The organism is Gryllotalpicola reticulitermitis, assembly GCF_042651345.1.
In the GTDB taxonomy this organism is placed as follows: Bacteria; Actinomycetota; Actinomycetes; order Actinomycetales; family Microbacteriaceae; genus Gryllotalpicola; species Gryllotalpicola reticulitermitis.
In genome coordinates, this window is sequence record NZ_JBHSCN010000001.1 from 25,999 (window position 1) to 47,853 (window position 21,855).

Annotated in this window: 23 protein-coding genes and 1 pseudogene; 11 read left to right on the plus strand and 13 right to left on the minus strand. The window is 67.7% G+C overall.

Annotation, left to right across the window (positions count from 1 at the left end; all coding sequences use genetic code 11):
- Positions 1–232 precede the first annotated feature (232 nt).
- Complete coding sequence (locus tag ACFOYW_RS00140; RefSeq protein WP_390226505.1) at positions 233–1,084, minus strand: oxidoreductase; 852 nt, start codon at positions 1,082–1,084, stop codon at positions 233–235.
- 111 nt (positions 1,085–1,195) lie between these two features.
- Between ACFOYW_RS00140 and ACFOYW_RS00145 the strand changes: the two genes are divergently transcribed.
- From ACFOYW_RS00145 to ACFOYW_RS00155, 3 genes are all read left to right on the plus strand, one after another.
- Positions 1,196–2,077: an AraC family transcriptional regulator gene (locus tag ACFOYW_RS00145; RefSeq protein ID WP_390226506.1), complete on the plus strand. Its 882-nt coding sequence runs from the start codon at positions 1,196–1,198 to the stop codon at positions 2,075–2,077.
- An 847-nt stretch (positions 2,078–2,924) separates the two neighbouring features.
- Positions 2,925–3,248, plus strand: a complete 324-nt coding sequence (locus tag ACFOYW_RS00150) for a MarR family winged helix-turn-helix transcriptional regulator (RefSeq protein ID WP_390226507.1) — start codon at positions 2,925–2,927, stop codon at positions 3,246–3,248.
- The gene (locus tag ACFOYW_RS00155) at positions 3,245–3,820 is read left to right on the plus strand and encodes a DUF1398 domain-containing protein (RefSeq protein ID WP_390226509.1); all 576 of its coding nucleotides are present in this window, start codon (positions 3,245–3,247) and stop codon (positions 3,818–3,820) included. The genes ACFOYW_RS00150 and ACFOYW_RS00155 overlap by 4 nt, the downstream gene beginning before the upstream one ends.
- Positions 3,821–4,170: 350 nt before the next feature.
- On the opposite strand, the gene ACFOYW_RS00160 is transcribed toward ACFOYW_RS00155, so the two are convergent.
- The 3 genes from ACFOYW_RS00160 to ACFOYW_RS00170 form a co-directional block, all read right to left on the minus strand.
- Entirely contained in the window at positions 4,171–4,782 is a 612-nt protein-coding gene (locus ACFOYW_RS00160) for a dihydrofolate reductase family protein (RefSeq protein WP_390226510.1), read from the minus strand.
- Between the two features lie 756 nt (positions 4,783–5,538).
- Positions 5,539–6,000, minus strand: a complete 462-nt coding sequence (locus ACFOYW_RS00165; RefSeq protein ID WP_390226511.1) for a TspO/MBR family protein — start codon at positions 5,998–6,000, stop codon at positions 5,539–5,541.
- 5 nt (positions 6,001–6,005) lie between these two features.
- A complete protein-coding gene (locus ACFOYW_RS00170; protein ID WP_390226512.1) occupies positions 6,006–7,586 on the minus strand; it encodes an SDR family oxidoreductase in 1,581 nt (526 codons plus the stop codon).
- Between the two features lie 484 nt (positions 7,587–8,070).
- Between ACFOYW_RS00170 and ACFOYW_RS00175 the strand changes: the two genes are divergently transcribed.
- Positions 8,071–8,358 (plus strand): DoxX family protein, encoded by a 288-nt coding sequence (locus ACFOYW_RS00175; RefSeq protein ID WP_390226513.1) that lies wholly within the window; start codon positions 8,071–8,073, stop codon positions 8,356–8,358.
- 835 nt (positions 8,359–9,193) lie between these two features.
- Positions 9,194–9,646 (plus strand): Hsp20/alpha crystallin family protein, encoded by a 453-nt coding sequence (locus ACFOYW_RS00180; protein ID WP_390226514.1) that lies wholly within the window; start codon positions 9,194–9,196, stop codon positions 9,644–9,646.
- A 228-nt stretch (positions 9,647–9,874) separates the two neighbouring features.
- Here ACFOYW_RS00180 and ACFOYW_RS00185 read toward each other — a convergent pair whose 3' ends face one another.
- The 4 genes from ACFOYW_RS00185 to ACFOYW_RS00200 form a co-directional block, all read right to left on the minus strand.
- Positions 9,875–10,156 carry a hypothetical protein gene (locus ACFOYW_RS00185; protein WP_390226516.1) on the minus strand — a complete coding sequence of 94 codons (282 nt, stop codon included), beginning with the start codon at positions 10,154–10,156 and terminating at the stop codon, positions 9,875–9,877.
- 327 nt (positions 10,157–10,483) lie between these two features.
- Complete coding sequence (locus ACFOYW_RS00190) at positions 10,484–10,861, minus strand: HIT family protein (RefSeq protein WP_390226518.1); 378 nt, start codon at positions 10,859–10,861, stop codon at positions 10,484–10,486.
- A 73-nt stretch (positions 10,862–10,934) separates the two neighbouring features.
- The gene (locus tag ACFOYW_RS00195) at positions 10,935–11,465 is read right to left on the minus strand and encodes a hypothetical protein (RefSeq protein ID WP_390226519.1); all 531 of its coding nucleotides are present in this window, start codon (positions 11,463–11,465) and stop codon (positions 10,935–10,937) included.
- 43 nt (positions 11,466–11,508) lie between these two features.
- The gene (locus tag ACFOYW_RS00200; RefSeq protein WP_390226521.1) at positions 11,509–12,369 is read right to left on the minus strand and encodes an alpha/beta fold hydrolase; all 861 of its coding nucleotides are present in this window, start codon (positions 12,367–12,369) and stop codon (positions 11,509–11,511) included.
- Between the two features lie 72 nt (positions 12,370–12,441).
- Between ACFOYW_RS00200 and ACFOYW_RS00205 the strand changes: the two genes are divergently transcribed.
- Positions 12,442–12,972: a CGNR zinc finger domain-containing protein gene (locus ACFOYW_RS00205; RefSeq protein ID WP_390226523.1), complete on the plus strand. Its 531-nt coding sequence runs from the start codon at positions 12,442–12,444 to the stop codon at positions 12,970–12,972.
- A gap of 93 nt (positions 12,973–13,065) precedes the next feature.
- On the opposite strand, the gene ACFOYW_RS00210 is transcribed toward ACFOYW_RS00205, so the two are convergent.
- Positions 13,066–14,097 (minus strand): DMT family transporter, encoded by a 1,032-nt coding sequence (locus ACFOYW_RS00210; protein WP_390226525.1) that lies wholly within the window; start codon positions 14,095–14,097, stop codon positions 13,066–13,068.
- A 70-nt stretch (positions 14,098–14,167) separates the two neighbouring features.
- On the opposite strand from ACFOYW_RS00210, the gene ACFOYW_RS00215 reads away from it, so the two are divergent.
- Positions 14,168–15,022: a LysR family transcriptional regulator gene (locus ACFOYW_RS00215; protein WP_390226526.1), complete on the plus strand. Its 855-nt coding sequence runs from the start codon at positions 14,168–14,170 to the stop codon at positions 15,020–15,022.
- Between the two features lie 17 nt (positions 15,023–15,039).
- Here the strand turns inward: ACFOYW_RS00215 and ACFOYW_RS00220 are convergent, their stop codons facing one another.
- Positions 15,040–15,873 (minus strand): MerR family transcriptional regulator, encoded by an 834-nt coding sequence (locus tag ACFOYW_RS00220; RefSeq protein ID WP_390226527.1) that lies wholly within the window; start codon positions 15,871–15,873, stop codon positions 15,040–15,042.
- A gap of 113 nt (positions 15,874–15,986) precedes the next feature.
- Between ACFOYW_RS00220 and ACFOYW_RS00225 the strand changes: the two genes are divergently transcribed.
- Complete coding sequence (locus ACFOYW_RS00225; RefSeq protein ID WP_390226528.1) at positions 15,987–16,349, plus strand: nuclear transport factor 2 family protein; 363 nt, start codon at positions 15,987–15,989, stop codon at positions 16,347–16,349.
- Positions 16,350–16,381: 32 nt separating this feature from the next.
- Positions 16,382–17,056 carry a haloacid dehalogenase type II gene (locus ACFOYW_RS00230; RefSeq protein WP_390226530.1) on the plus strand — a complete coding sequence of 225 codons (675 nt, stop codon included), beginning with the start codon at positions 16,382–16,384 and terminating at the stop codon, positions 17,054–17,056.
- Positions 17,057–17,335: 279 nt separating this feature from the next.
- Here ACFOYW_RS00230 and ACFOYW_RS00235 read toward each other — a convergent pair whose 3' ends face one another.
- Positions 17,336–17,707, minus strand: a complete 372-nt coding sequence (locus tag ACFOYW_RS00235; protein ID WP_390226531.1) for a winged helix-turn-helix transcriptional regulator — start codon at positions 17,705–17,707, stop codon at positions 17,336–17,338.
- Between the two features lie 93 nt (positions 17,708–17,800).
- Here ACFOYW_RS00235 and ACFOYW_RS00240 point away from each other — a divergent pair, with 93 nt between their 5' ends.
- Entirely contained in the window at positions 17,801–18,448 is a 648-nt protein-coding gene (locus ACFOYW_RS00240) for an NAD(P)-dependent oxidoreductase (protein ID WP_390226532.1), read from the plus strand.
- 53 nt (positions 18,449–18,501) lie between these two features.
- Here the strand turns inward: ACFOYW_RS00240 and ACFOYW_RS00245 are convergent, their stop codons facing one another.
- Positions 18,502–19,734 (minus strand): MFS transporter, encoded by a 1,233-nt coding sequence (locus ACFOYW_RS00245; RefSeq protein WP_390226533.1) that lies wholly within the window; start codon positions 19,732–19,734, stop codon positions 18,502–18,504.
- A 53-nt stretch (positions 19,735–19,787) separates the two neighbouring features.
- Between ACFOYW_RS00245 and ACFOYW_RS00250 the strand changes: the two genes are divergently transcribed.
- The gene (locus tag ACFOYW_RS00250; protein ID WP_390226534.1) at positions 19,788–20,573 is read left to right on the plus strand and encodes an AraC family transcriptional regulator; all 786 of its coding nucleotides are present in this window, start codon (positions 19,788–19,790) and stop codon (positions 20,571–20,573) included.
- 64 nt (positions 20,574–20,637) lie between these two features.
- Here the strand turns inward: ACFOYW_RS00250 and ACFOYW_RS00255 are convergent.
- Positions 20,638–21,546 (minus strand): annotated as a pseudogene (locus ACFOYW_RS00255) (catalase); the annotation flags it as partial.
- Positions 21,547–21,855: the final 309 nt, after the last annotated feature.

The following is a 21,855-nucleotide window of genomic DNA, read 5'->3' on the forward strand; positions in this document are numbered from 1 at the left end:
TCCCGCTCCTCCTCGATCACCTGGAACAGGTCCGAATAGCAGCCCGAAGTGCTCGGTGCCGTATTCGTAAGGAGGTCGCCTCGCGCTCTGTGTAGGAGCCGTACCTCGCCTCGCGCTGAGGCCGCCCCACTCGTGCTCTCGACGGCGCACGCGGGCCGACGTGCAGTCTCCCGCCGCGCGGTTCACAACGACAAGTCGGCCTCACCGGCGCGCCTAGTCACCCGAACCTGAGTTATTCCTCGTCGTCAGCGGCTTCGGCGACCGCTCGCAGCGACTCGTATTCCGCCTGCAGTGCTTCGAGCTTCGCGAGGGTGACTGCGATGGACCCCGCGCCCAGTGGGAGGTGCGCGTTGGGACCTCCGGCGTGGACGTCTCGGACTATTGCGGCTGCAGCTTTGGCTGGGTTTCCCGCTTGCGGAGTGCTGTTGTCCTGGGCGCCCGCGACCATCTGCCGCAGGGGAGTGCTGTCGTAGTCCGCGATCGGCTGCCGTACTCCGCCGGAAGAGCGTGCCCAGTCGGTACGGAACCCGCCTGGCTCGACGAGAAGCACACGGATGCCGAACAGCTCGACCTCCCGGGCCAACGCCTCCGAGATCCCCTCGACCGCGAACTTCGACGCGGAGTAGTAGCCAACCGAGGGGAAGCCATTCAGCCCTGCGATCGACGCCATGTTGACGATGGTCCCGAATCGCTGCGCTCGCATGATCGGGAGCGCCGCGTCGGTCACGCGCATGAGGCCCCAGAAGTTGATGTCGAACAGCCTTCGCACATCGTCGGTGTCGCTCTCCTCGACCCCGGAGAAGTACGAGATGCCGGCGTTGTTCACGAGCACGTCGATCGTCTCGAAGCGTCGGATCGTCGCGCTGATCGCATCGCTGATGGATTCGGGGTCGGTGACGTCGAGGCGATGGGTGAGGATGTGGTCGCCACCGAGCGACGCGAGTTCGGCGAGGTCCTCGGGCCGGCGTGCAGTGGCTGCGACGTTGTCGCCGGTCGCGAGCGCCGCTTTAGCTATCTCGCGACCGAACCCGGACGAGCATCCGGTGATCAGCCAGTTCCTCGGAGTGGATGTGGTGTCTGCCATGAAGACATGGTCGGAAATCCCAGGGGCCGCTAGTAGGCCAGATATCGCACTCTCTTGCCCGATCCTCTCTGCGCCCCCGCCGGAAGTCTCGAACCATGCAAGGATCACTTGATGAACACGGTGGACGAGTTGCTCGATGAGATCACGTGCAGAGTCGAGCGCCAAACACGCGCGGTCCCGGTGCGCGAACTGGGCGATCTCATCGCGACCCGTCACAACACGTCCGAGCCGGACTACGAGCTCGCAGAGCCCCTCTTCGTGCTCATGGTGCAAGGCGGCAAGCGGCTATACGTGGGCGACGCTGTTGTCGAGTATCGGGCCGGCGACTGCCTGTGTGTGACCACAAGCATGCCTTTGTCCGGCCACTTCCTCGGCGCCACGCCCGAGCGCCCCGCTCTGGCTGTCGGGCTCCGCTTGACAGCTCCGAAAGTCGCCGAGCTGCTTCACCACCTGCCTGACGCCAGTCGGCTTCCCCGTGTGAGCGCGGCGGTCGCCACATTTCGCGCGGACACCGATCTCCTCGACGCAATCGCTCGCCTGCTTCGGATCGCCGACGACCCGGTGGACGCTGCTGCCCTTGGCCCGCTCATCGAGCGTGAAATCCTCTGGCGGCTGGTCCGCGGTCCTCATGGCGTGAACGTCGCACAGATCGGTCTGGATGGCAGTGTCCTGCATCACATCGGCGAAGCGATCTCCGCCGTTCGCAGTTCCTTCACCGAACCGCTCTCGATCCCCGAGCTCTCGAGAATCTCGGCGATGAGCCCGTCCACGTTCCATCGGCACTTCCGGCGCGTTACCGGCATGTCGCCGCTGCAGTATCAGAAGAGCCTCCAGCTGCAGGAGGCCCGCTCACTTCTCCTTTCAGAGAGAAGTGCGACCGAGGCAGCAATTCTCGTCGGCTACCGCAGCCCCACACAGTTCAACCGCGAGTACCGGCGGTACTTCGGGCTCCCACCCGCACGCGACGTCGCTCGGCTCCGGGGAGCGCAATGAGCAGTCGAACGTCGGTGGGGAACACCTTGGGTCACATGAAAGTGGGAACGCAACGTGAGTACAGGCGCCGCTAGGGCAAAGGAAAAGGCCCGGAAAACGTTGGTTTTCCGGGCCTTTTTTGTTGCGGGGGCAGGATTTGAACCTACGACCTCTGGCAGAATCGGAGAGGACTCCGGTTCTTGCGTGCTGAAGCTCGGTAACCACGGATTTCTCGTGATTTCTAGGTGAACCGGGTGGTTCACGTCTTCGAATATACGCGGTTGTTGCCGGTTCGCTGGGGATGATTTCGATGAGTAAAAGATGACGTTCGGGTGCCGCAGCGGATCAAATGGGATGCGCTCACGTGGGGTCGGTTCGCGCGCAAATGGCTAGCGTCGATCTGCTGAAGGCGAGTTCTGGGATTTGAGTAGCGCTTGTGGTTGGGCCGGCGAATGCGCGCTCGATGGCGGGTTGCCCTAGCGTCATTCATCGAGCAGCTTCGCCACGTCGAATGCGAGCGCCGCTGTCTTGCGGTGGATTGGGGGCCGCGTGGGGTGAGCTCGTGCGGTAGGTCGCGATGGCGTGCGCCTGCCGTGTCGGTCGAGCGGCCCCCGTGCATTGCTCTTGGCGGATTGTCTGAAGGCATCGCTGGCGTCCCTGGCGGCGCGGATGGGACTCATGCAGCAGATATTGATCTATCAATAGATGTCATGACACTGATTCACCGTCAGGGCTGCGGGATCATGTCGGCTATTGGCTGCGGCGGCTCTCGGATGAGGTGCATGTGAGTTTCGAGCGGAAGCTCGCGGTCAAGGACGTCACTGTCGCTCAGTGGAACGTCCTGGTGACCTTGTAGCGGGGGGAGACGGTGGGGGAGGTCGCGCGGTACATCACCATCGATCCGGCGGCTGCCTCGCGGGTGGTCGATCGTCTCGTGGGCAAGGGCCTCATCTCGCGCGGGGTCGATCCCGGGTCCCGGCGGCGTGTTCCGCTTCGCCTCACGCCCGCCGCGCGTGCGCTCGTCCCGGAGCTCGTCGCGCTCGCGGACGCGAACGACGCCGCGTACTTCGGAGCACTCACCTCGCGGCAGCGGCAGGAGCTGCTGGTCCTGCTGAGGAGCCTCAGCGCGCCGCGCTCGCCTGGCCCGAACCCCGACAAGCAACACCCGCCACGCGACGGAGAGCAATCATGAGCATCGCCACCGACAACCTGCAGGCCGCGCAGGCCCGCGCACGGGAGCTGCGACCCGCGGTCGGCGGGTTTCCCGTCCTTGCCCGGGTCCTTCACGATGCCGGTGTGCGCAGCAACGAGTGGCTGCTGCCTTCGGCCCAGAGCATCTACCGCACCGAGAAGGGGCCCGTGGTGGAGCAGGGTCAGCCGATCGCGACCGGTGTCCTCGATGTCCCGGAGTTTGACGAGGGCGGGGTGGTTCGTGCTCTGCGCGCCGACCAGGCGGGGCAGACGGCCTTCGCGGAGTTCCTCATTGCGATCTGGGAGGCGGGCGTGACCCGTTTCGTCGTCGACTTGCATGCGCGCAACGTGACTTACTACGGCTGCAACGGGGAGAGCTACCTCGAGGAGTATCCGGACGCCGACCTGGCGCAGTGGCTCGCGGTGAGCGTCTGCTGCAGCGAATGTGAGTCCATCGCGGGAACAGCTGTCGCTCAGCGCCGCGAGAGGATCCGATTTCTGCGCTGGTGCGATGCTGAAGTGATCGGCGGCCGGCTCGCGATGCGTGCAATGCAGCCCATCGCCGCAGGTTGATCTCTGCGGTTCGTGCGTTTCTGCGTGATGGTCTCGCCGTGCCACGCACATTGCTCGGCGAGCTCGCAGCGGCCAACTTCGACGGGATTGAACCGGCCGCGCAGCTCGTCGCGCCGTGCGTTTAGCCGGCGCGCGTCTCCTGAATGAATGTGACAGCGGCTGCGACGGTGGTGCAGCCCACCGCCACACAGATTTACCGCCGGGCTCGCGCGGCGGGAGGTTCGAGGACCGGTCGGCGCTGTCCGGTGCTACCGGAGACCGCTGAGGTGGCTTCTCCCGTTCGCCGCGATAACGATCGCGTGTTCACGCGGCGGCGTGGTGGCAGGAGCGGAGTGAGAGCGGATTGCTTCTTACTCGGCGTGATTCCGCTGGTACCGGATGTGCGTGGCCAGCGGCGAGTGGAGCACCTCGACGGGGGAGAACCCGAATGCCGCGGCGCCGTCGAAGATGCGCTCGCCGCGCCCGAGGAGCACGGGGGCAATGTCGAGGGTGAGCTCGTCGATCACGTCGGCGCCGAGCGCCTGCCGAACCGTCGAGGCGCCGCCGGCGATGTCGACGCCTGTACCGTCGGCGGCGTCGAGCGCCTGGGCGTAGGCGGCGTCGAATCCCTCAGTGACGAAGTAGAAGCTGGTGCCGCCTTCCAGCTTCAGCGGCGCGCGGGCGTAGTGCGTGAGCACGAACACGGGGGCGCGGTAAGGCGGCTCGGGTCCCCACCATCCGTTCCACGTGTCATCCCAGCTGCCGCGGATCGGCCCGAACATGTTGCGGCCCATCACGTAGGCGCCGCGTGGCCGCATGAGCCAGTCGACGGCGGTCCGGTCGGCGTCGGTCGCGCGAGGGTCCCCCATGTGCCAGCGGTGCAGCTCGGCGCCGCGCTTGCCGAGCCCGTCCTCCAGGCTCTGCTCAGGCCCGGCGACGAAGCCGTCGAGCGAGATCGACATGTGGCAGGTGGTGTCAGACATCGGCGTCCTCCCTCTGAGTTTTGTGGGCAACACTATGGTGGCGACGTGGACACGTCCGGCACCAGCCCGTTGAGCATCGTCTCGGATCTCGTGGTGCTCGTTCTGTTCTCGGCTGTCGTGGCCCGTCCACTGTGGCGGGGTGTGCTGCGACCGACGCCGTGGTTCTCGATCACCGCCGTGATTGTCGTCGGCGTTCCCTCGCTCCTGCAGTTCGCCTTCCCGCAGCTGGGCGCGGCACTCCGGCGTGAGCCGGAGCTGACCGTTCAGCACGGCCAGTGGTGGCGAGTCGCCACCGCGCTTCTCGCTCAGGACGGCGGGCCGTCCGCGGCAGTGTTCAATCTCGTTGTCGTCGCCGTTGTCGCGCTGCTCGGCAGCCGCGTGTGGGGTCAGTGGCGTGCGGCCGCGGTCTTCCTGGGCTGTTCTCTGGTACTGAACCTCGCCGCGCTGCACTGGCAGGCCGGCGGCGGGACGTCCTTCGCGAGCGATGGCCTTCTGGGTGCGTCCGCGGCGGGACTCGCGCTGACCAGCCCAAGGCACCCCGTGCGCTGCGGAGCGGTCCTCTGCCTGGTGGCGGCGATCGTCCTCGTCGCCGCGGATGACGCGCATGGGGTCGCGCTCCTGCTCGGCTTCGCGACCGGCGCGATGCTGGCCGTGCTTCGCCGCCCGCCCGCGGCCAGTTTGATCCGATGCTCAGGCGCTGACGAAGGGAGCCGGCTCAGCGCACCTGTCAGGTTAGGCGACACCGAGCCGTGGGGGTCAGTTGCGACGGCAGATCGCGAGATTCAGCGCGGTGGCGAATCCGGTCCACGCAGCGTATGGCAGGAGGAGGATACCTGCCGTGCGGTCGTGACGGAGGGTGCGCCTGACGAGGGCGGCGTTTGCCGCGTTGAGCGCGGCGATGGTCGCGAGGGCCGTCGAGGGTGAGCGCGCGGTGAAGAACATCCAGCACCAGCCGGCGTTGAGAGCGAGGTCGACGCCGAGGAGGGCCGCGTAGCCGCCGACGCGTCCCTCTCGCGATTCGGCCTTCAGGGAGCGGGCTGCCGACCAGGCGATCGACGCGTAGAGGGGAGTCCACACGAGGGGGAATGCCCGTCCCGGTGGCTGCCAGTCGGGCTTGTCCAACGCGCGGTACCACGCCGTCTTCGGTCTGGTACCGGCCGCGCCGAGGGCGGCGGCAGCGGCCGTCGCGGCTGCGGCGATGAGTGTCCAGCGTGCCATGTCCTCTACCCTCCCGGCGGCGTGCGGATCGGTGCCGACGCGCCCCGCTGCTCTTGCGGTGTCTCGGCTTCGGCGGTGGCGGTGATGCGAGTGGCCATGCCGCTGAAGATGAGCCCGTGGAAGGGGAGCACGGCGGCCCAGTAGAGCCGGCCTCTCAGCCCACGGGGGAAGAAGACGGCGCGCTGCTCGTAGCGGGCGCCGTCGCCGTCGGGGAGGCTGCGCAGCTCGAGCCAAGCGTGTCCCGGCACTTTCATTTCGGCGCGCAGCCGCAGCAGGCGACCTTCCTCGATCGCCTCCACGCGCCAGAAATCGATGGCGTCACCCACCCGCGCGGTGCTCACGCTGCGCCGCCCGCGCTGCAGCCCGACGCCGCCCGACAGGCGGTCCCACCAGCCGCGCAGCGCCCAGAGAAGCGGAGACGAATACCATCCGTTCCGGCCCCCGATCCCGATGATGACCGACCACAGCCGTTCGGGGGAGGCCGGGGTGTGGCGGGTGCGGTGGTCGGTGAAGACGGCGCGGCCGGCCCAGTCGGGGTCGCTGGGGAGGGGGTCGCTCGGGGCGGCGGTGAGTTCGGAATCGACCCAGCTGGTCTCCACGGCATCGGCATCGATGCGGCCCAGGGCGAGGCGGACGGCGCGCCGGTAAGGGGTGAGGCCGCCGGGCGGCGGCGGGATGATCTCATCGATCTCCCGGTCTTTGACGACGCATTCGTTCTGCAGCGAGGCGATCAGCGGCCGGGCGATCGAGCCCGGCACCGGCGTGACGAGATTCACCCACAGTGAGGCGAGGTTCGGGGTGAGCACCGGCAGCGGGGCGATCGGGCGCTGGGGCAGCCCGGCCTCGACCGCGTAGCTGTTCATCATCTGCCCGTAGCGCAACACGTCCGCGCCGCCGATGTCCACCGCCGTGTTGACATCGGCGGAAACGCGGGCGGCGCCGAGCAGGTAGTACAGCACGTCACGTACGGCAATGGGCTGGATCCGGTTGCGCACCCAGCGCGGGGCCGGCATATAGGGGAGCACCTCGGTGAGGTGGCGGATCATCTCGAATGACGCGGATCCGGAGCCGATCACGATCCCGGCCTGAAGGACTAGCGCCGGCGTCGGCGACTGAAGGAAGATCTCGCCGACCTTCACCCGCGAGCGCAGATGCGGAGACAGCTCGACACCGTGAGGATGCAGCGCACCGAGGTACACGATCCGGCCGACCCGCGCCCGGGTGGCCGCCTTCGCGACCGTCCGCGCCGCTCGTTCGTCGGCTTCTTCGAAGCCCCTGCCCGAAGCCATCGAGTGGACGAGGTAGTACAGCACATCCACGTCGTCGCACGCGCGAGCTAGAGCCTCGACATCGTCGGCCGAACCCGTGACGATCTCGCAACGGTCGCTCCACGGGAACGCTCGCGCTCGCGCCGCGTCGCGCGCGAGGACCCGCAGACGGTACCGGGCGGCAAGCAGACGCGGCACGAGGCGGCCGCCGAGATACCCCGTCGCGCCGATCACCAGCGCCCGCGGACCGGCGCCGTCCGCACGTGGCCGCGCGTGGAGCTCGGGCTCCTCGCCCGTCGGACCGGACAGCTCAGTCATCCGCTCACCTTAGAAGCACGCCCCGCGACGGCAACGCCCCTTGACGCGAGGCCGCGCACGTTCCTCAGAACCGGCACGGCCCCGGCGGCCCCACGCCATCCTGACCGGCACATCTGCGTCACGTCCGTGCCGGATGGACTCGAGGCCGCCACCGGGCGTGGTCAAATCCCGCATGACGCACGTCCAAGTCGGTGTCACTGGCGTCGGCGCGGGCTCTGAGCCGAGCCCTAGGCGGTCACCAGCCAATCGAGACGCGGTGATCATCTCCCGCTTCGCGACGGCCATGGCCACAATTGCGACGGCCTTGCGGAGTGAGGCGACCTCGGCGATGCCCGAGAGACCCTCCCGTCAAGGGCTCGACGCAGCTGCCGCCGTGCGGTTGTGTTCGGCGATGCGCGTTGTTTGTCGTTGGCTGCTCGCCGGCTCGATGGTCTTCGCAGGTCTGAGCCATCTCCTGTGGGCGCGGCGGGCATTCCAGGCGTAGGTGCCGGATTGGTCAACGAAGGTCACCCGCCTCGACAAAGACGGGGTGGTGATTGCGTCCGGCGCGCTCGAGGTCGCCATCGGCGTCTCACTCGTCACCTTGCCTCGGGAGCAACGTCGTGTGGGCGCATTTCTGGCGGCCTTCTTTACCGCGGTTTTCCCGGGCAACATCGAGCAATACCTGAAACGGCGCAACGGCTTCGGGCTGGACACCGACAAAAAGCGGCTCGTACGGCTGTTCTTTCAGCCCGTGCTCGTCGCATGGGCGCTTTGGTCGACACGTCGCTGAACTTACGCCAAACACGCCGTGTGAGATCGGAAGGGCGGTCACGATGCTGCCGCCGACGACAGTGACGCCGCGCGTTCAAACAGCTCGGCAGTCCTCGCGAACACGACCAAGGGCCCCGACAGCCTCACGACCGTGCCGCGAGGTTTCGCTCGGGCGTATCGGGGCGACTCGGCCGCGAGGGCGAGCCCCTCACGCGCCGGGAGCGATGGCTCGTGAGCTGACGCGCAGGCGAGGATGGCGCGGTGCTCTCCTGTCTGACTGGGTCGAGTTGTTCGGGCAAGCCGACGAGCGGCCTCAATCCGCGAATCGGTACTGACACGGAGCGCATGAAAGACCTGCGCGAAGGGGCGCCTGTGATGCTCGCGCTCGGCCGGCATCGCTCGGCTGCCCGCTCTACGCGCTGGCAGCTCATGAAGCGGGCCCCCACCACCACCAAGGCGAAGCAGCCCATGGGCGCCGCATCAGCCTCGCAGCCCGCATCGACGGCCACGCCGTGCGCCGACGCCGCCGCGTGCGGTCGGCGCAAACAAGACTGTTGTGATCAGCTGGGCGAAGGCCCAGTTTGAGGAAACGGGCGTGTGGCCGAGCGGACCGGAGCTGGCGGAGAAGCTGGGGCAGTCTCGGAAGAGAGGCCCGCGAGTTCGTGCTCAGTTTGTGGCTGAAATGGGGTAGCGAGAAACCGATCAAGGGGGTTCGGGTGCGAAAACTCCAGCTGCCTATGGCGTCTTGCAGCCCCGAAAATCGTCTGGCACTCTCGTGGCTCGAGTGCTAATCTGCTTCCAGGTTGAGTCGATGCGGCTCAACTCTCGAACACTACGTGAAGGAGCTGATTCCAATGGCCAACAACTTCGATCCGTTCCGTGAGTTCGACCGTCTGGCGGGCGCGTTCTTCGACCGCCCCGCCGGTCCGCGGCTGATGCCGATGGATGTCTACAAGGACGGCGACACCTACGTGCTCTCCGCCGATCTGCCCGGCATCGACCCGGGCTCGGTCGATATCGACGTCGACGGGCAGCTGCTGACCATCCGCGCGCAGCGCACGCTCGCGACCGGCGACGGGGTCAAGTGGCTCACGCGTGAGCGCCAGGGCGGCACGTTCCTGCGCCAGCTCAGCCTCGGGCAGGGCATCGACACCGAGCGCATCGCCGCCGACTACTCCAACGGCGTGTTGTCGATCACGATCCCGATGAGCGAGAAGGCGAAGCCGCGCAAGATCACGGTGACGTCGCGCCCCGAGACGGTACACCCGGCCGTTGAGGAATCGCACAGCGAGCACACCGACGCATAGCGGCGGCCTCCCCGCAGGTGGCCGCCGAGACACCATAGGCGCCCGCCCGCAGGCTGGGTAGCGATGAAGCCCGAAGCGCCTCGAGCCCGATGGCTCGGGGCGCTTCGTGGTCGTCGTGGACCCGGCGTCCGTCGTACTCGACCACGGGAGCGGTTGGCGGCCGGATGTAAGCGAGGTGTGTCCTCTCCTTGGTGTGAACCGCGCTCCGAGGCGCGATGTGCGTCATCGTCAGGTGGTGTTCGTGGCATGGACATTCCCGATCGGCGTGCCCCGCGAGACGATCAGCTGTTGTCGTGACCTTGCGCCCGTCCAATGGCCGGCGCGGTGAGCCGCTTCCGCCGTTCCGGAGCTGTGTGTCGTGCCGTTCGAGGAGTCGTCCTGTGCTGCTCGCTCGATGTTCGCCACGATCCTGCCGATCGTGTGGCCGAGATGCCGTGCGTGAGTCTCCTCGGTCCCGATCTGCCGACCGAACTTCGTGTTCGACGAGTGTCGTTCGGAGTCCACGAGCACGCTGTCACAGTCGAAAATCACGAGCGGCAGCGATGACGACAACAGCGTCGTGGCGCAACACGATGGGTCTATGTCTGCTGTTCCTCCCGGCGCGGACTGGCCGCATGAGTCAAAAAGGCCAAATCACGAGCTGGACGAAGCGGGTACCGGGCCCGGTGGCGGCGACCTGGCCACGCTGCGGGTCGCAGGCCGCGATCTACACGATGCCCCGCAGCGATGAGGCGGCGTGCGGATTCGTAGCCGATGCCCTTGTCGGCGCGGGTGATGAGCGTGGTGGTCATGTCTCGATACTTTGACTGGGTGATGGGGGGCGGACTTGGACGGCGCTCAGTAGTTGCCGTGTCCGATGGCGGCGTGGCGGATGCCGCCGGCGGCGTGTGGGACGTCGCTGGCGTAGCGGGGGATGACGTGGAGGTGGGCGTGGAAGATGCTCTGTCCGCTGGCTGCGCCGTCGTTGAATCCGACGTTGTAGCCGTCGGGCGTGAACCGCTCATCGAGGTGCCTCTTTACGGCGCTGACGAGCTGGATGGCGTCGCTGACTTCTTCGCTGGTGGCAGCGAACCAGCTGGCGACGAGTCGGTGTGGGATGACCAGTACGTGCCCGGGCGAGGCGGGGTTGGCGTCGAAGATCGCGAAGCAGCTCGCGTTGTTTGCGATCCACTGGCCCTCGGGGATACGCAGAAAGACGGAGTCAGGCGCGGTCATGGGTCCTCCTTTGGGTCGGTGGTCATTGCATCTGGCCGTGCACGTGATGGCCGCTCTTTCGCTGCCGTGTCGTTCATGGCTCGCGGTCTGTGTTCCTTGTCCCGAGGCGTCTGAGCTGTGCGCCGAGGTGGCTGAACCACTCGCGTGAGTCGCTGTGTTTGGGGACTCGGCGCAGCACGAGGTGTTGGAAGGCGAGTAGCAGGATGAGCCCGGCGACGACGGCGATCGCCGAGCCGAGCAGGCTTTCGGGGGTTGCGCCGGGCAGCCAGCCGATCTCGATGGCCAGGGCGACGGCAGGCGGGTGCACGGGGCCGCCGGCGGAGATCACGGCGGTGGCGATCGCGGCGGCTATTGCAGCGGCGATTTCGGTCGGCAGGTGGATCAGAGCGACGGCGGAGCCGGCGGCGAGCGCGAGGAGGTAGCCGCGCGCGACCGTGGGTGCTGCTGCCAGGGGCCCGTTCGGGGCGATCAGCATCACGAGCACGCTAAGCGAGAGTGGCACGATGACGACTTCCTGACCGCCGGCGGTCGCGGCCAACGCGATGCAGAGCACGGCGGCGCCCATGAGCGCGCCTCGTCCGACGGAGGCGGCGAGGCGGCTCATGGCGCTGGCTCGTTCGGCCGGTGTGTGCTGGGTGGGGGAGGGGTCACCGGTGCGTGGCGAGGAACTGGTGGATGTGGTGGGCGATGTCATCGGTGTATTCGGCTGAGGCGAAGTGTCCGCCGTTCAGGAGGTGCAGTTCGGCGTTCGGCAGGTCGGTGAGGTAGGCGCGGGCGCCTTCGGCGGTGAAGAACTGGTCGTTGGCGCCCCAGGTGATGAGGGTCGGCGGCTGGTTCTCGCGCAGGTATGCCTGCCATTCGGGGTAGTGGGCGGTGTTGCTCTGGTAGTCGAAGAGCAGGTCGACGAAGGCGTCTTTGCGGTTCGGCTCCTCCATGTGCAGCTGGTCCAGGAGCGGCGCGTCGGGGTTGATGGCTTCGGGACGCCCGGCGCCGTCGAAGTACTGGGCTCGGGTGACCGGGAGGGTGAGCAGCTCGCGGATGGAGGGTTCTACGCCGTTGCGGTCGGCCCAGAAGTCGCGCTGGATGTCCATCATCGGCCCGAGGCCCGCTTCGTAGGCGTTGCCGTTCTGGATGATGAGCCCGGCGATCTTCTCCGGGTGCCGGGTGGCGATGCGGAAGCCGACGGGCGCGCCGAAGTCGAACATGTAGAGCCAGAGGCGATCCAGGCCGAGTTCCTCGAGGAGGAGCTGCTCGGTGATACCGGCCAGGTGGTCGAACGTGTAGGTGAAGTCGCCGGTCGGCGGGGTCTGGGAGTGCCCGAAGCCCGGGTAGTCCGGGGCGATGAGGTTGGCATCATCGGCAAGGCGTGCGATGAGGCCCTCGTACTGGGCCGAGCTCGAGGGGAACCCGGGCAGGAGCACGAGCGTGGGAGCGTCCGGGCCGGCGGTCGTGGAGCGGCGGACGAAGAGGTCCAGGTCGGCGACGCGGTGCGTCGAGTAGTCGGTCATGGCACTCACCCTTTCGTAACGGTAATTGCGTTATCAGAATCAGAGTAACGCATTTGGCGTTATGCTGTGAGCATGCGGTTTCCTCTGATCGGCGAGCCCGTCGCCGTCGACCTGGCGAACACGATCGTGCGCGAGCGCGGCGTGGACATCGACCTGTTGTCCGATCGGGCGGGGATCGACGAGTGGCTCGAGCTGCACTCCGGTCAGCTCCCGTCCGGCCCTGTGGACGGCGAGGCGCTGTTGGAGCTTCGCGGGGCGCTGCGCGAGCTGCTTGAGGACGTGGATGCCGGCCGGCCGGTCTCGGCTGCCGCTGCGGCGGAGATCAACCGCGCGGCGGTCGCGGCGCCGGTGCCGCAGCTGCGCGCCGGAGACGGTGCGGCGCTCCTCAGCTGGGAGCGGGGTGGCACGGAGGCGACTCTCGCGGCGATCGCGCAGAACATGTTGCAGGTGCTGGCCGCCGGGTCGCGGCTGCGCACTTGCGAGAACCATGACTGCCTGCTGCATTTCGTGGCCTATGACAGTCGACGCCGATTCTGCGCAACGGCGCGCTGCTCCAACCGTGCTCGGCAAGCCCGGCACCGTGGGCGGCAGGCTGCGTCGTAGTCGCGTCACCAGGTGATCGATTTCGGGTCCGCGTTCAACCGGGCGAGGAACGTGTCCACCCAGGCGGGGATCGGCCCGTCATCCTCTACGTCTCTAGGGTCGGCCACGGGTCTCCTCCGGTCGGTCAGCTGCGATGGGGGCGCGCTCGGCACGCGGCCCACGGCTCGTGTTCGTCACGCGGCCGGGCGCAGCACCGCCGTGGGATCGTCTGCGAGCCGTGAAGACGCCGAGGCTTGCGAGGATTCCGAGGATGATGACGACCCCGCCGAGCGGCTCGCTCCACTGCACCGGCTCGCCCAGGAGCAGCAGCCCGAGGACGACGCCGACGACGGGCGACAGGTAGGTCACCGTCGACACCCGCGCCGGCCCCCAGTCGCGCAGCACCCGGTTGTACCAGATGTAGGCGAAGCCGGTCCCGAGCACACCGAGCGCGGACACGGCAAGTACGACCGGAACGCTGAGGTGGATGATGCCGCGAGCGTCGAGGGGCGCGATCAGCCATGCAATCGCCGCGCCGAGCGTGATCTCCACCGTGGAGAGCGTGATCCCGTCATAGCCAGTGCCGGACAGGAAGCGGCGCATGTACAAGGCGGTGAACCCATAGGAGGCCGTCGCACCAAGGCAGGCGAGCTGGGCCGGAAGCGACCCGGTGAGGGCGTGAGAGGCCAGCAGCTGCCACGGCTCGGCGAGCACGGCCACACCGGCCAGACCGATCACGATTCCCAGGATCTGCCGCCCGCGCAGCCGCTCGCTGCTCAGCAGGAGCGGCGTGAGCAGCAGCGTCATGATCGGGGTCGTGGCGTTGTAGATGCTCGCGAGGCCGCTCGGCACGTACTGCTCCGCCCACGAGAACAAGGAGTAGGGCAGCACGGCGAAGGTGACGGCGACGACCAGCATGTGCGCCCAGATGCGCAGCTCCCGCGGCCAGCGGCGCCGGGTGGTGAGCATGATCGTCACCAATGCCACCGTCCCCAACGTGAGCCGACCCAGCACCACCTGCGCTGGGCTGAGGCCTTCCAGGCCGACCTTCATGAACAGGAAGCTGCCGCCCCAGACCGCCGCCAAGGCGACGAAGGCGAACACGGTGCCGCGCGCCGCCGTGCCCGAGTTGCCGACCTGAGCCATGACGCCTAGTGTCAGCGCAGCATCTAAATGAGACAAATGCATATGGCTCATTCGCCCATGAAGGGATCTCATGGCACTCACTCTTGTGCAGCTGCGGGCGCTCGTCGCGGCCGCCGATCAGGGCTCGTTCACGGATGCCGCCAGCGAGCTTGGGGTCAGCCAGTCCGCGATCTCCCATGCGGTGCACGGGCTCGAGCGGGAGGTCGGCGGCCGGGTCCTTCATCGGGAAGGGCAGGTGGCGCTGACCACCTTGGGCTTCCGCGTCCTCACGCATGCCCGCGCCGTCCTCGACGCGGTCTACGCGCTGGAGGACGCGATCACGCAGGACGGGGAGCCGGCCGGAGCGATCCGACTCGGTGCCGTCGCGACGGTCTGCCAGGGCTTGCTGCCGGAACTGCTCCCGGCCTGGAACGCCCAGCTGCCGAACGTCGAGATCTCAATCTATGAGGGCGACGATGACGAGATGCCGGAGTGGCTGGAGAGCGGCGTCGTCGACGCGGCGATCCTCGTTGAACCCACCCCGGACCCGCCGGGCAGTGTGCTGCTGGCCTCCGACGAGTTCGCGGCCGTTGTGCGCGCGGACCACCCGTTGGCCGGCCTGGACGGCATCCCCTTGGCGGAGCTCGACGCGGATGGGCTGATCGTGTCCACCGGGGGCTGCGAAGCGCACGTCAGGAAGATGCACGACGAGGCCGGCCTTCCCTACGTCTTCACCCACCGGGTGCGCGAGATGAGCACCCTGTTGCGCATGGTCGAGCAAGGCCTCGGCGTCGCGATCGTCCCCTCGCTGGGCCGGGACATGCTGCCGAAGAGCCTCATTATGAAGCCTCTGGCGCAGCGTCGCCCGCGCCGCCTGGTGCTCTCCGGGCCCGCCTCACGGCCGTGGCATCCGCTCGTGCAGACCCTCATCGACCACGTCGCATGACGGGCGGTCCCGAAAACTCAAGACGGCCGAGCCTCGTCTGCGGTGTCGGTTCCGCGGACTGGCCAGCAGATCTCGGTGATCCATGCCGCCTCATCGTCGGTCTCCAGCGGCCCGACCAGATAGACCTCGCGAATCGGACCGGGCGCAGACACCTCCTGTTCGGCGACATGCGCGCCAAGCGCCGCGTAGGAGCGGCCGATGGATGTGTGCGGCCCGGAATGTGCGATCACGCACAACTCAACCGCCGGCGTAGTGAACGTCGCAGCGGAGCCCTCAGCGCGCGTAGGTGATGACGGGATGACGATGCGTGCGGTGCCGGAGCCGCGGGTGAACAGGGCGTCCTCGAAGATCCCGACGGCAGGCCCCACGGCATGAGCGCCGGCTTGACGCAGCGCCATGGAGAGCCGACCAAGACTGCGAGACAGCCACCCCACCACCGATGCCGCAGCGATCTCCTCGCAGAGCGTCAAGCCCGTGACCTCCGGCATGCTGCGGCGGGAGACCACCCCGCGGGCTATTTCAGGGGCGAGCAGAGTCTCGAGCTCAGTGATCGCGTTCTGAATGTCGGCGCGCTCAAGGAGGAGATCAGCACGATGCCGCTGGATCACCCTGCTGCGCCCGGAGACGCTTCCCGCCTCCAACAGCTCACGGATGCGATCCAGGGGCATGCGCAGCTGCCTCAGCCGCTTGATCAACACAGCCTGCTCGATCTGCTGCGTGCTGTAGCGGCGGTACCCCGTCGCCTCGTCGACCGCCGCCGGCACCAGCAGCCCCACCCGGTGGTAATGCCGCAGCGCCGTGACGCCCAGAAGCGTCGCCCGGGAGAAGTCGCCGATCGAGAGCGTACCCATACCCCGATTCTGTCCCGACCCGCATCGGACGGAGGCCGTGGCGGCTTGACTCTCACCCTGGGTGAGACCGCATCGTGTTGTTGATCCACTGTCGACCTGAAATGAGGACCACGATGCGCAAAGCCCAGCTCCCTGACGTTCTGACCGAGCACATCCGGGCAACCAACGCCTTCGACACGGACGCCATCCTCGCTACGTTCACCGGGGACGCCTACGTGCAGGACATCGCCCGCGAATTCGTCGGCCACGCCGCGATCCGCGCGTTCATCGAGAAGGAGATCGTCGGCGACCACGTCACCTACGACCCGGTCGAGGTCCTCGAGCACCACGGCGAGTGGATCGTCCGCGTGAAAACGGACGGCGACTACGACAAGTCGGACCTGCCGGACCCGCTGATCCTCACGCACTACTTCCGCCTGGACGGCGAGAAGATCGCCTCGGTGATCACCATCCGGGTCCGCCCGGCGGACTACTGAGCATCGGCCGTCGAGGTCAGTGGAGGCCCGCGGTGCCCGACTCAGCGACAACACCGGAAATCGTCATCTTCGACGTCCTCGGCACCGTGCTCGACGAGCGGGCAGGATTCCGCCACCAGGTTGCACGCCTGGGCACGGTGTCGGACCCGATCGCGTTCGCCGACCAATGGTTCGACGCGGTGAGCGCGGGCGTCGCGGAGATCGCCGCCGGCCGGAAGCCGTGGCGCCCGTGGGAGCAGGTCATCGTCGGTGTGCTCCGAGACCTCGCACCGGGGCTGTCCGAATCAGTGACTGCGCAGCTCGGCCAGGTGGGCCGCCGTCTTCCGGCATGGCCCGACAGCCGGCAGGGATTGCAGCAGATTCGCTCCCGCCGGCGCGTCATTGCGCTGTCCAACGCAGGAGTGGAGGCGCTGATCAGCTCGTTCCGGGCTGAGGACCTGCAGTGGGATGCGGTGCTCTCCAGCGAGATGGTGCACTCGGCCAAGCCGAACCCGCGCGTGTACGAGTTCCTGCTCGACCATGTGCGGGCTGATCCCTCTGCGATCGTCATGGCCGCGGCACACCCGTGGGACCTCCGCGCCGCCGCACAGCACGGCCTGCGCACGGCCTACATCGCGCGGGCCGGGGAAGGAGACGCCAGCCCTGACGACACCTTCGACTGGCAGGTGGAGAGTCTGACCGGGCTGGCCGAGGCCCTCGACGAGTAACAGGCAACCTCGCCCTGGACGGAGAGACCATATGACCATCAGCACCCACGACGCGCCGGTACGGCGGACAACGAGCTGGCTCATCACCGGGACGTTGAGCGGATTCCGGCGCCCGCTCACCACGCAGCCGATAGCGCGCGGCGATCGCGCCGCCGGCGTGCGACGGCCGGAATCCCTGCCGAGGGAACCGCGTCCTACAACAGCATCGCCTTCGCCGACCTCAGGGATCGCGCGAGCGCGCACTAGGCAATCGTCGCGTGAGAACCCAAGCGGGCGCCGTCAGCGCGCGTCGTAGATGCCGCGGGCATCGAGCACATCGGTGATGTGGGTCAGAGCCCACTCATGTACGGGCATCACGATGGCCAGCAGCGAGCGGCCGAGCTCGGTGAGCTCGTACTCGACGTGCGGCGGGATCTCCGGGAACACGGTGCGCGTGGCCAGCCCGTCCCGCTCGAGCGCCCGCAAGGTCTGGGTGAGCATCTTCTGCGAGATGCCCTCGATGTCCTGCGACAGGACAGAGAACCGCACGGGCCCAGCAGCCAGGCGCCCGATGACCAGCATCGTCCACCGGTCTCCGATGCGATCCAGCAACGAGCGAGTCGGGCACTGCGCGTGGTACGGCGAAAACCCCTCGAGCGCTGCGTCACTCATCGCGGACTCCTCACTTACTTCAAAGTGCCTACTTACCAGAAGAGACTAACCCTGCCTACGGTAAGTGGGCTACCAAATGAGATGAGGAAATTCATGAGCAACATCACGGTCTTCGGCGTCACCGGATACGTCGGCGGTGCGATCACCGCGGAAGCGCGATCCCGAGGCCACCACGTCCTCGGCGTCGCACGCGACACCTCCGCCATCCAGGAGGGCGAGGGCCTCACGCTGCGCTCCGGCAGCATCTTCGATGCGGCATTCGTGGAGACGGCGGTGCAGGGGGCTGACGTGGTCGCGATCGCTCTGCCGGGCGCACCCGGAGAGCACGGCGGCCTCGCCGATGCGATCCCGGCCATTCTGGAGGCGATGCAGAAAGCCGGGGCGCGGCTCGGCATTGTCGGTGGCGCCGGGAGCCTTCTGGCTGCCGAGGGCGGTCCTCGGCTGATTGAGGTGTTCGAGCCTCCGGCCGAGCTCAAGGCGGAGATCGCGGGGACCGCCGCGGTCCTGGAGCGGCTGCGAGCCACGGACACGCCGGTGGACTGGTTCTACCTCATGCCGCCGACCGAGTTCGGCGCCCATGTTCCGGGCACCCGGACGGGGAAGTTCCGGGTGGGTGGCGAGGTGCTGCTGAAAGATGACGCCGGAGAGTCGAAGATCTCTGGCGCGGACTTCGCGATCGCGTTCGTCGACGAGATCGAGAAGCCTGCTCACCAGCAGAGCCGATTCACTGTCGCGTACTAAAGCGACGAAAGCGGGGCCTGCGGTTGCTCCGCAGGCCCCGCTTCGCCTCCCGGCTAGTTGGGCTCGTGGAGCCGGAGGCCGACGAGCGCCGCGACGACGGGCATCAGCACGAGCGTCGCGATCGACATGGACAGCCCGGCGTGGTCGGCGATCACGCCGAGGACCGGGGCAAGCAGGCCGCCGACGCTGACGGCGAGGCCAAGGGTGACGCCGCTAGCGGTGCCGACATGGTTAGGAAGGAAGTCCTGCCCGAGCGTGACATGGATCGAGAACGGCACGTAGGCAGCGACCGCGGTGGCGGCGATCGCGAGGAACACCGCGGGTCCAGGGATGAGCCACACGCCGAGCGTGAAGAGGATGGTCGCGGCGTACGCAGCGCGAATCGTCGGGATGCGGCCGAAGCGCTTGGCGAGGCGTCCGCCGAGCAGGGTGCCGACCGCGCCGACACCATAGAAAGTGATGAGGGCTGCCTCGCCGACGTTGGTGCCGGTGTGCAGGCGGTGCTCGACGAACAGCGCGAGGAACGTGCCGAACCCGGCGGTGAGGATGGAGCGGGCGATGACCGGCACGACCAGCGTGCCGAAGCCCTTCCAGTCGTCCTTCTTCGCCAGAGCCGCAGGCTGGGCGGACGCCGTCGTCGTGGCGCCGGTCTGGGTGCTATTGGTCGGCGGGGTGATGCGGCGGCGGAGAGCGCCGGCTGTTACGAGGGCCCAGATGATGGCCGGAACCGCCAGCGGCAGGGTGCCGGAGATGCCGAGCGGGATGAGGACGAGGGGAACGAGGAGCGGGCCGAGGGCGAAGCCGATGTTGCCGCCGAGGGAGAACCAGCTCATTGCCACATGCGAGCCGCGGGCGGCGTCCCGGGCCAGGCGGGCGGACTCGGGGTGGTAGGCGGCCACCCCGACCCCGGAGAGCGCGACGGCCAGCAAGGTGATCGCGTAGGAGCCGCTAAGACCCGACAGGGCGATGCCGATGCCTGCCAGTGCCATCCCCAGCGGGACGAGCCACGGAAGGCGGCGCCGGTCGGTGATGACGCCGAACGCCGGCTGGATGAGCGCGGACAGGACCGTCGCGGCGACCGTGATGCCGCTGGCGGTGGAGTAGTCCCAGTGCCGTGCGGCGACGAAGAACGGGATCAGGGCGGGCACGGCCCCCTGGTAGAGATCATCGACGGCATGACCTACCGAAAGCAGCCACACCTTCGGGCCCGCGAGTTCGCTCGGGGCACCGCGGAAAGACGACGCGGCCATCTGTGGGCTGCGCGGCACTTCGGAGGAGGTGGTCATGACTTAATGGTCGGCCGTCACGAGCGTGCAGACTACTGATACTCTGCCTGCTAATGCGGGAAAACAGCCAAGCTGTAGAGCAGGTTTCGTCGCTCGCCGTGCCGCGGCAGGTGCCAGCCAATCTGCACCGCGCCCTGGGGGCGGGTGAGCTGATCGATGCCCATCACCACGATCGCAACCAGATCGTCTACCCCGCGCACGGACTGCTGGCTGTGACCACCTCGCAGGGGACGTGGATGGCGCCTCCGCATCGGGCAGTGTGGATACCGGCATTCACGGAGCACCAGCACCGTGCCTGGGGTGCCACCGACATGCGCGGCGTTCTGATGTCCGCCCGCACCCGGAGTCTGTTCCCGAAGCCCACCCCCATCACTGTCATGCCGCTGCTTCGCGAGTTGCTCCTTGCCCTGACTGAGCCCGACCCGCTGTCGGTAGCTCAGAGACGCAGGCTCGAGGCGGTGGTGCTTGACCGACTCGTCCCATCGGACGACCAGCCTCTCCACCTCCCCGAAGCGCGGGACGACCGGCTCCGAGACGTCCTCGCGGCCCTGCAAGCGGACCCGGCTACGCGCGCCAGCCTGTCCGAGCTCGGCCACCAGGTCGGGGCAAGCGAGCGCACTCTGAGCCGCCTGTTCCAAGTCGAACTCGGGATGACCTTTCCGCAATGGCGCACGCAGCTGCGCATCCACCAGGGCCTCATGCTGCTGGCCGAAGGCCAGAGCGTGACTAGGGCAGCAGCCGAGACCGGGTGGACCACCACGAGTGCTTTCATCGAAGCATTCGCCCAGGTCGTCGGTACCACTCCGGGCCGCTATCTGGCCGACCTTCAGCACCGTTGAGCCTCAGACGCCGCCAGCGGGCGTCTGAGGCTTTGCGCTCGCCTGTGTGCGAGCACGGAATTCGTTACAGCTTGGCGGCTACGGCGGCCCCGAGGTTCGCGTCTACGTTCGTCCAGTACTGCACGAATCTGCCGCGGATGCCCTGGTCGCGGATCTGCCGGCCCTGGCCGATGAGCGTCGCCTGAAGCCGGGCGCGGGTCTTCTCCGAGAACACGTTCCGGTAGAGATTACCGGCTTGCCCGAAGTCGTCGTCCTCGGCGTGCAGGGTGGCTGCGGCGCGGGTGAGCTCGCCGTCGGACTCCCAGCAGCCCTGTCTCGCTGCCGCCGCGTCTCCGGTCGGACCGCCGAAGGAGTTGGGAGCATAGACGGGCGCGGTGGCCGGCTTGAAGTTGCGGCGTCCGGAGCCGTCCTGGGTGTACGAGTGCACGGGCGCGATCGGCGAGTTCACGGGGATCTCGGTGTAGTTGGTCCCGACGCGGTAGCGCTGGTCGTCCGCGTAGGCGAAGACTCGGGCCATGAGCATCTTGTCGGGGCTGATGTCGATGCCGGGGACGGTGTTCGCTGGCGAGAAGGCAGCTTGCTCGATCTGGGCGAAGAAGTTCGCGGGGTTCTCGTTCAGCGTGTAGTGGCCGACCTTGATCAGCGGGTAGTCGGCGTGCGGCCACACCTTGGTGACGTCGAAGGGGTTGAACCGATAGCTCTTCGCGTCCTGGTAGGGCATCACCTGCACGCCGACATCCCAGCTCGGGAAGTCGCCGCGCTCGATCGCCTCGTACAGGTCGCGGCGGTAGTAGTCGGCGTCCTGGATCGCGGCTGCTTCCGCCTCGTCCATCTCGGCGGTGCCTTGCCGCGGAGTAAAGTGGCACTTCACCCGCACGCGCGTGCCTTCGGCGTTGATCTACTGGAAGATGTGCGAGCCGTACCCAGACATCTTGCGCCACGAGCAAAGCCTGACGAGGTTCTGAGGTAGGCCTGCGGTCGATCTGTACTCGCACGAAGCACACTGATTCCGGGCGGTTCCCCCGCCGCCCGAAACCCGAATACCCGAACCAGGCCGTGGGGGTCTACCTGTTCCGACGCTGAGCAGGCCCGATTGTCGCCTGACGGGTCTACGCGGCGACATCAACCACTGTGAAATCGGTGCCGACGGTCGTGGTAAGCCACACGGAGGTGTAACTGTTAGCGGTCTGTGGGGCTTTTCGGAAGCTCTTCGGCGCGGGACTGAGAGGGGATCGGTCGGCGGGGCACCTCCACACCAGGCGCCCGGCTTCCCCGCGTCCGC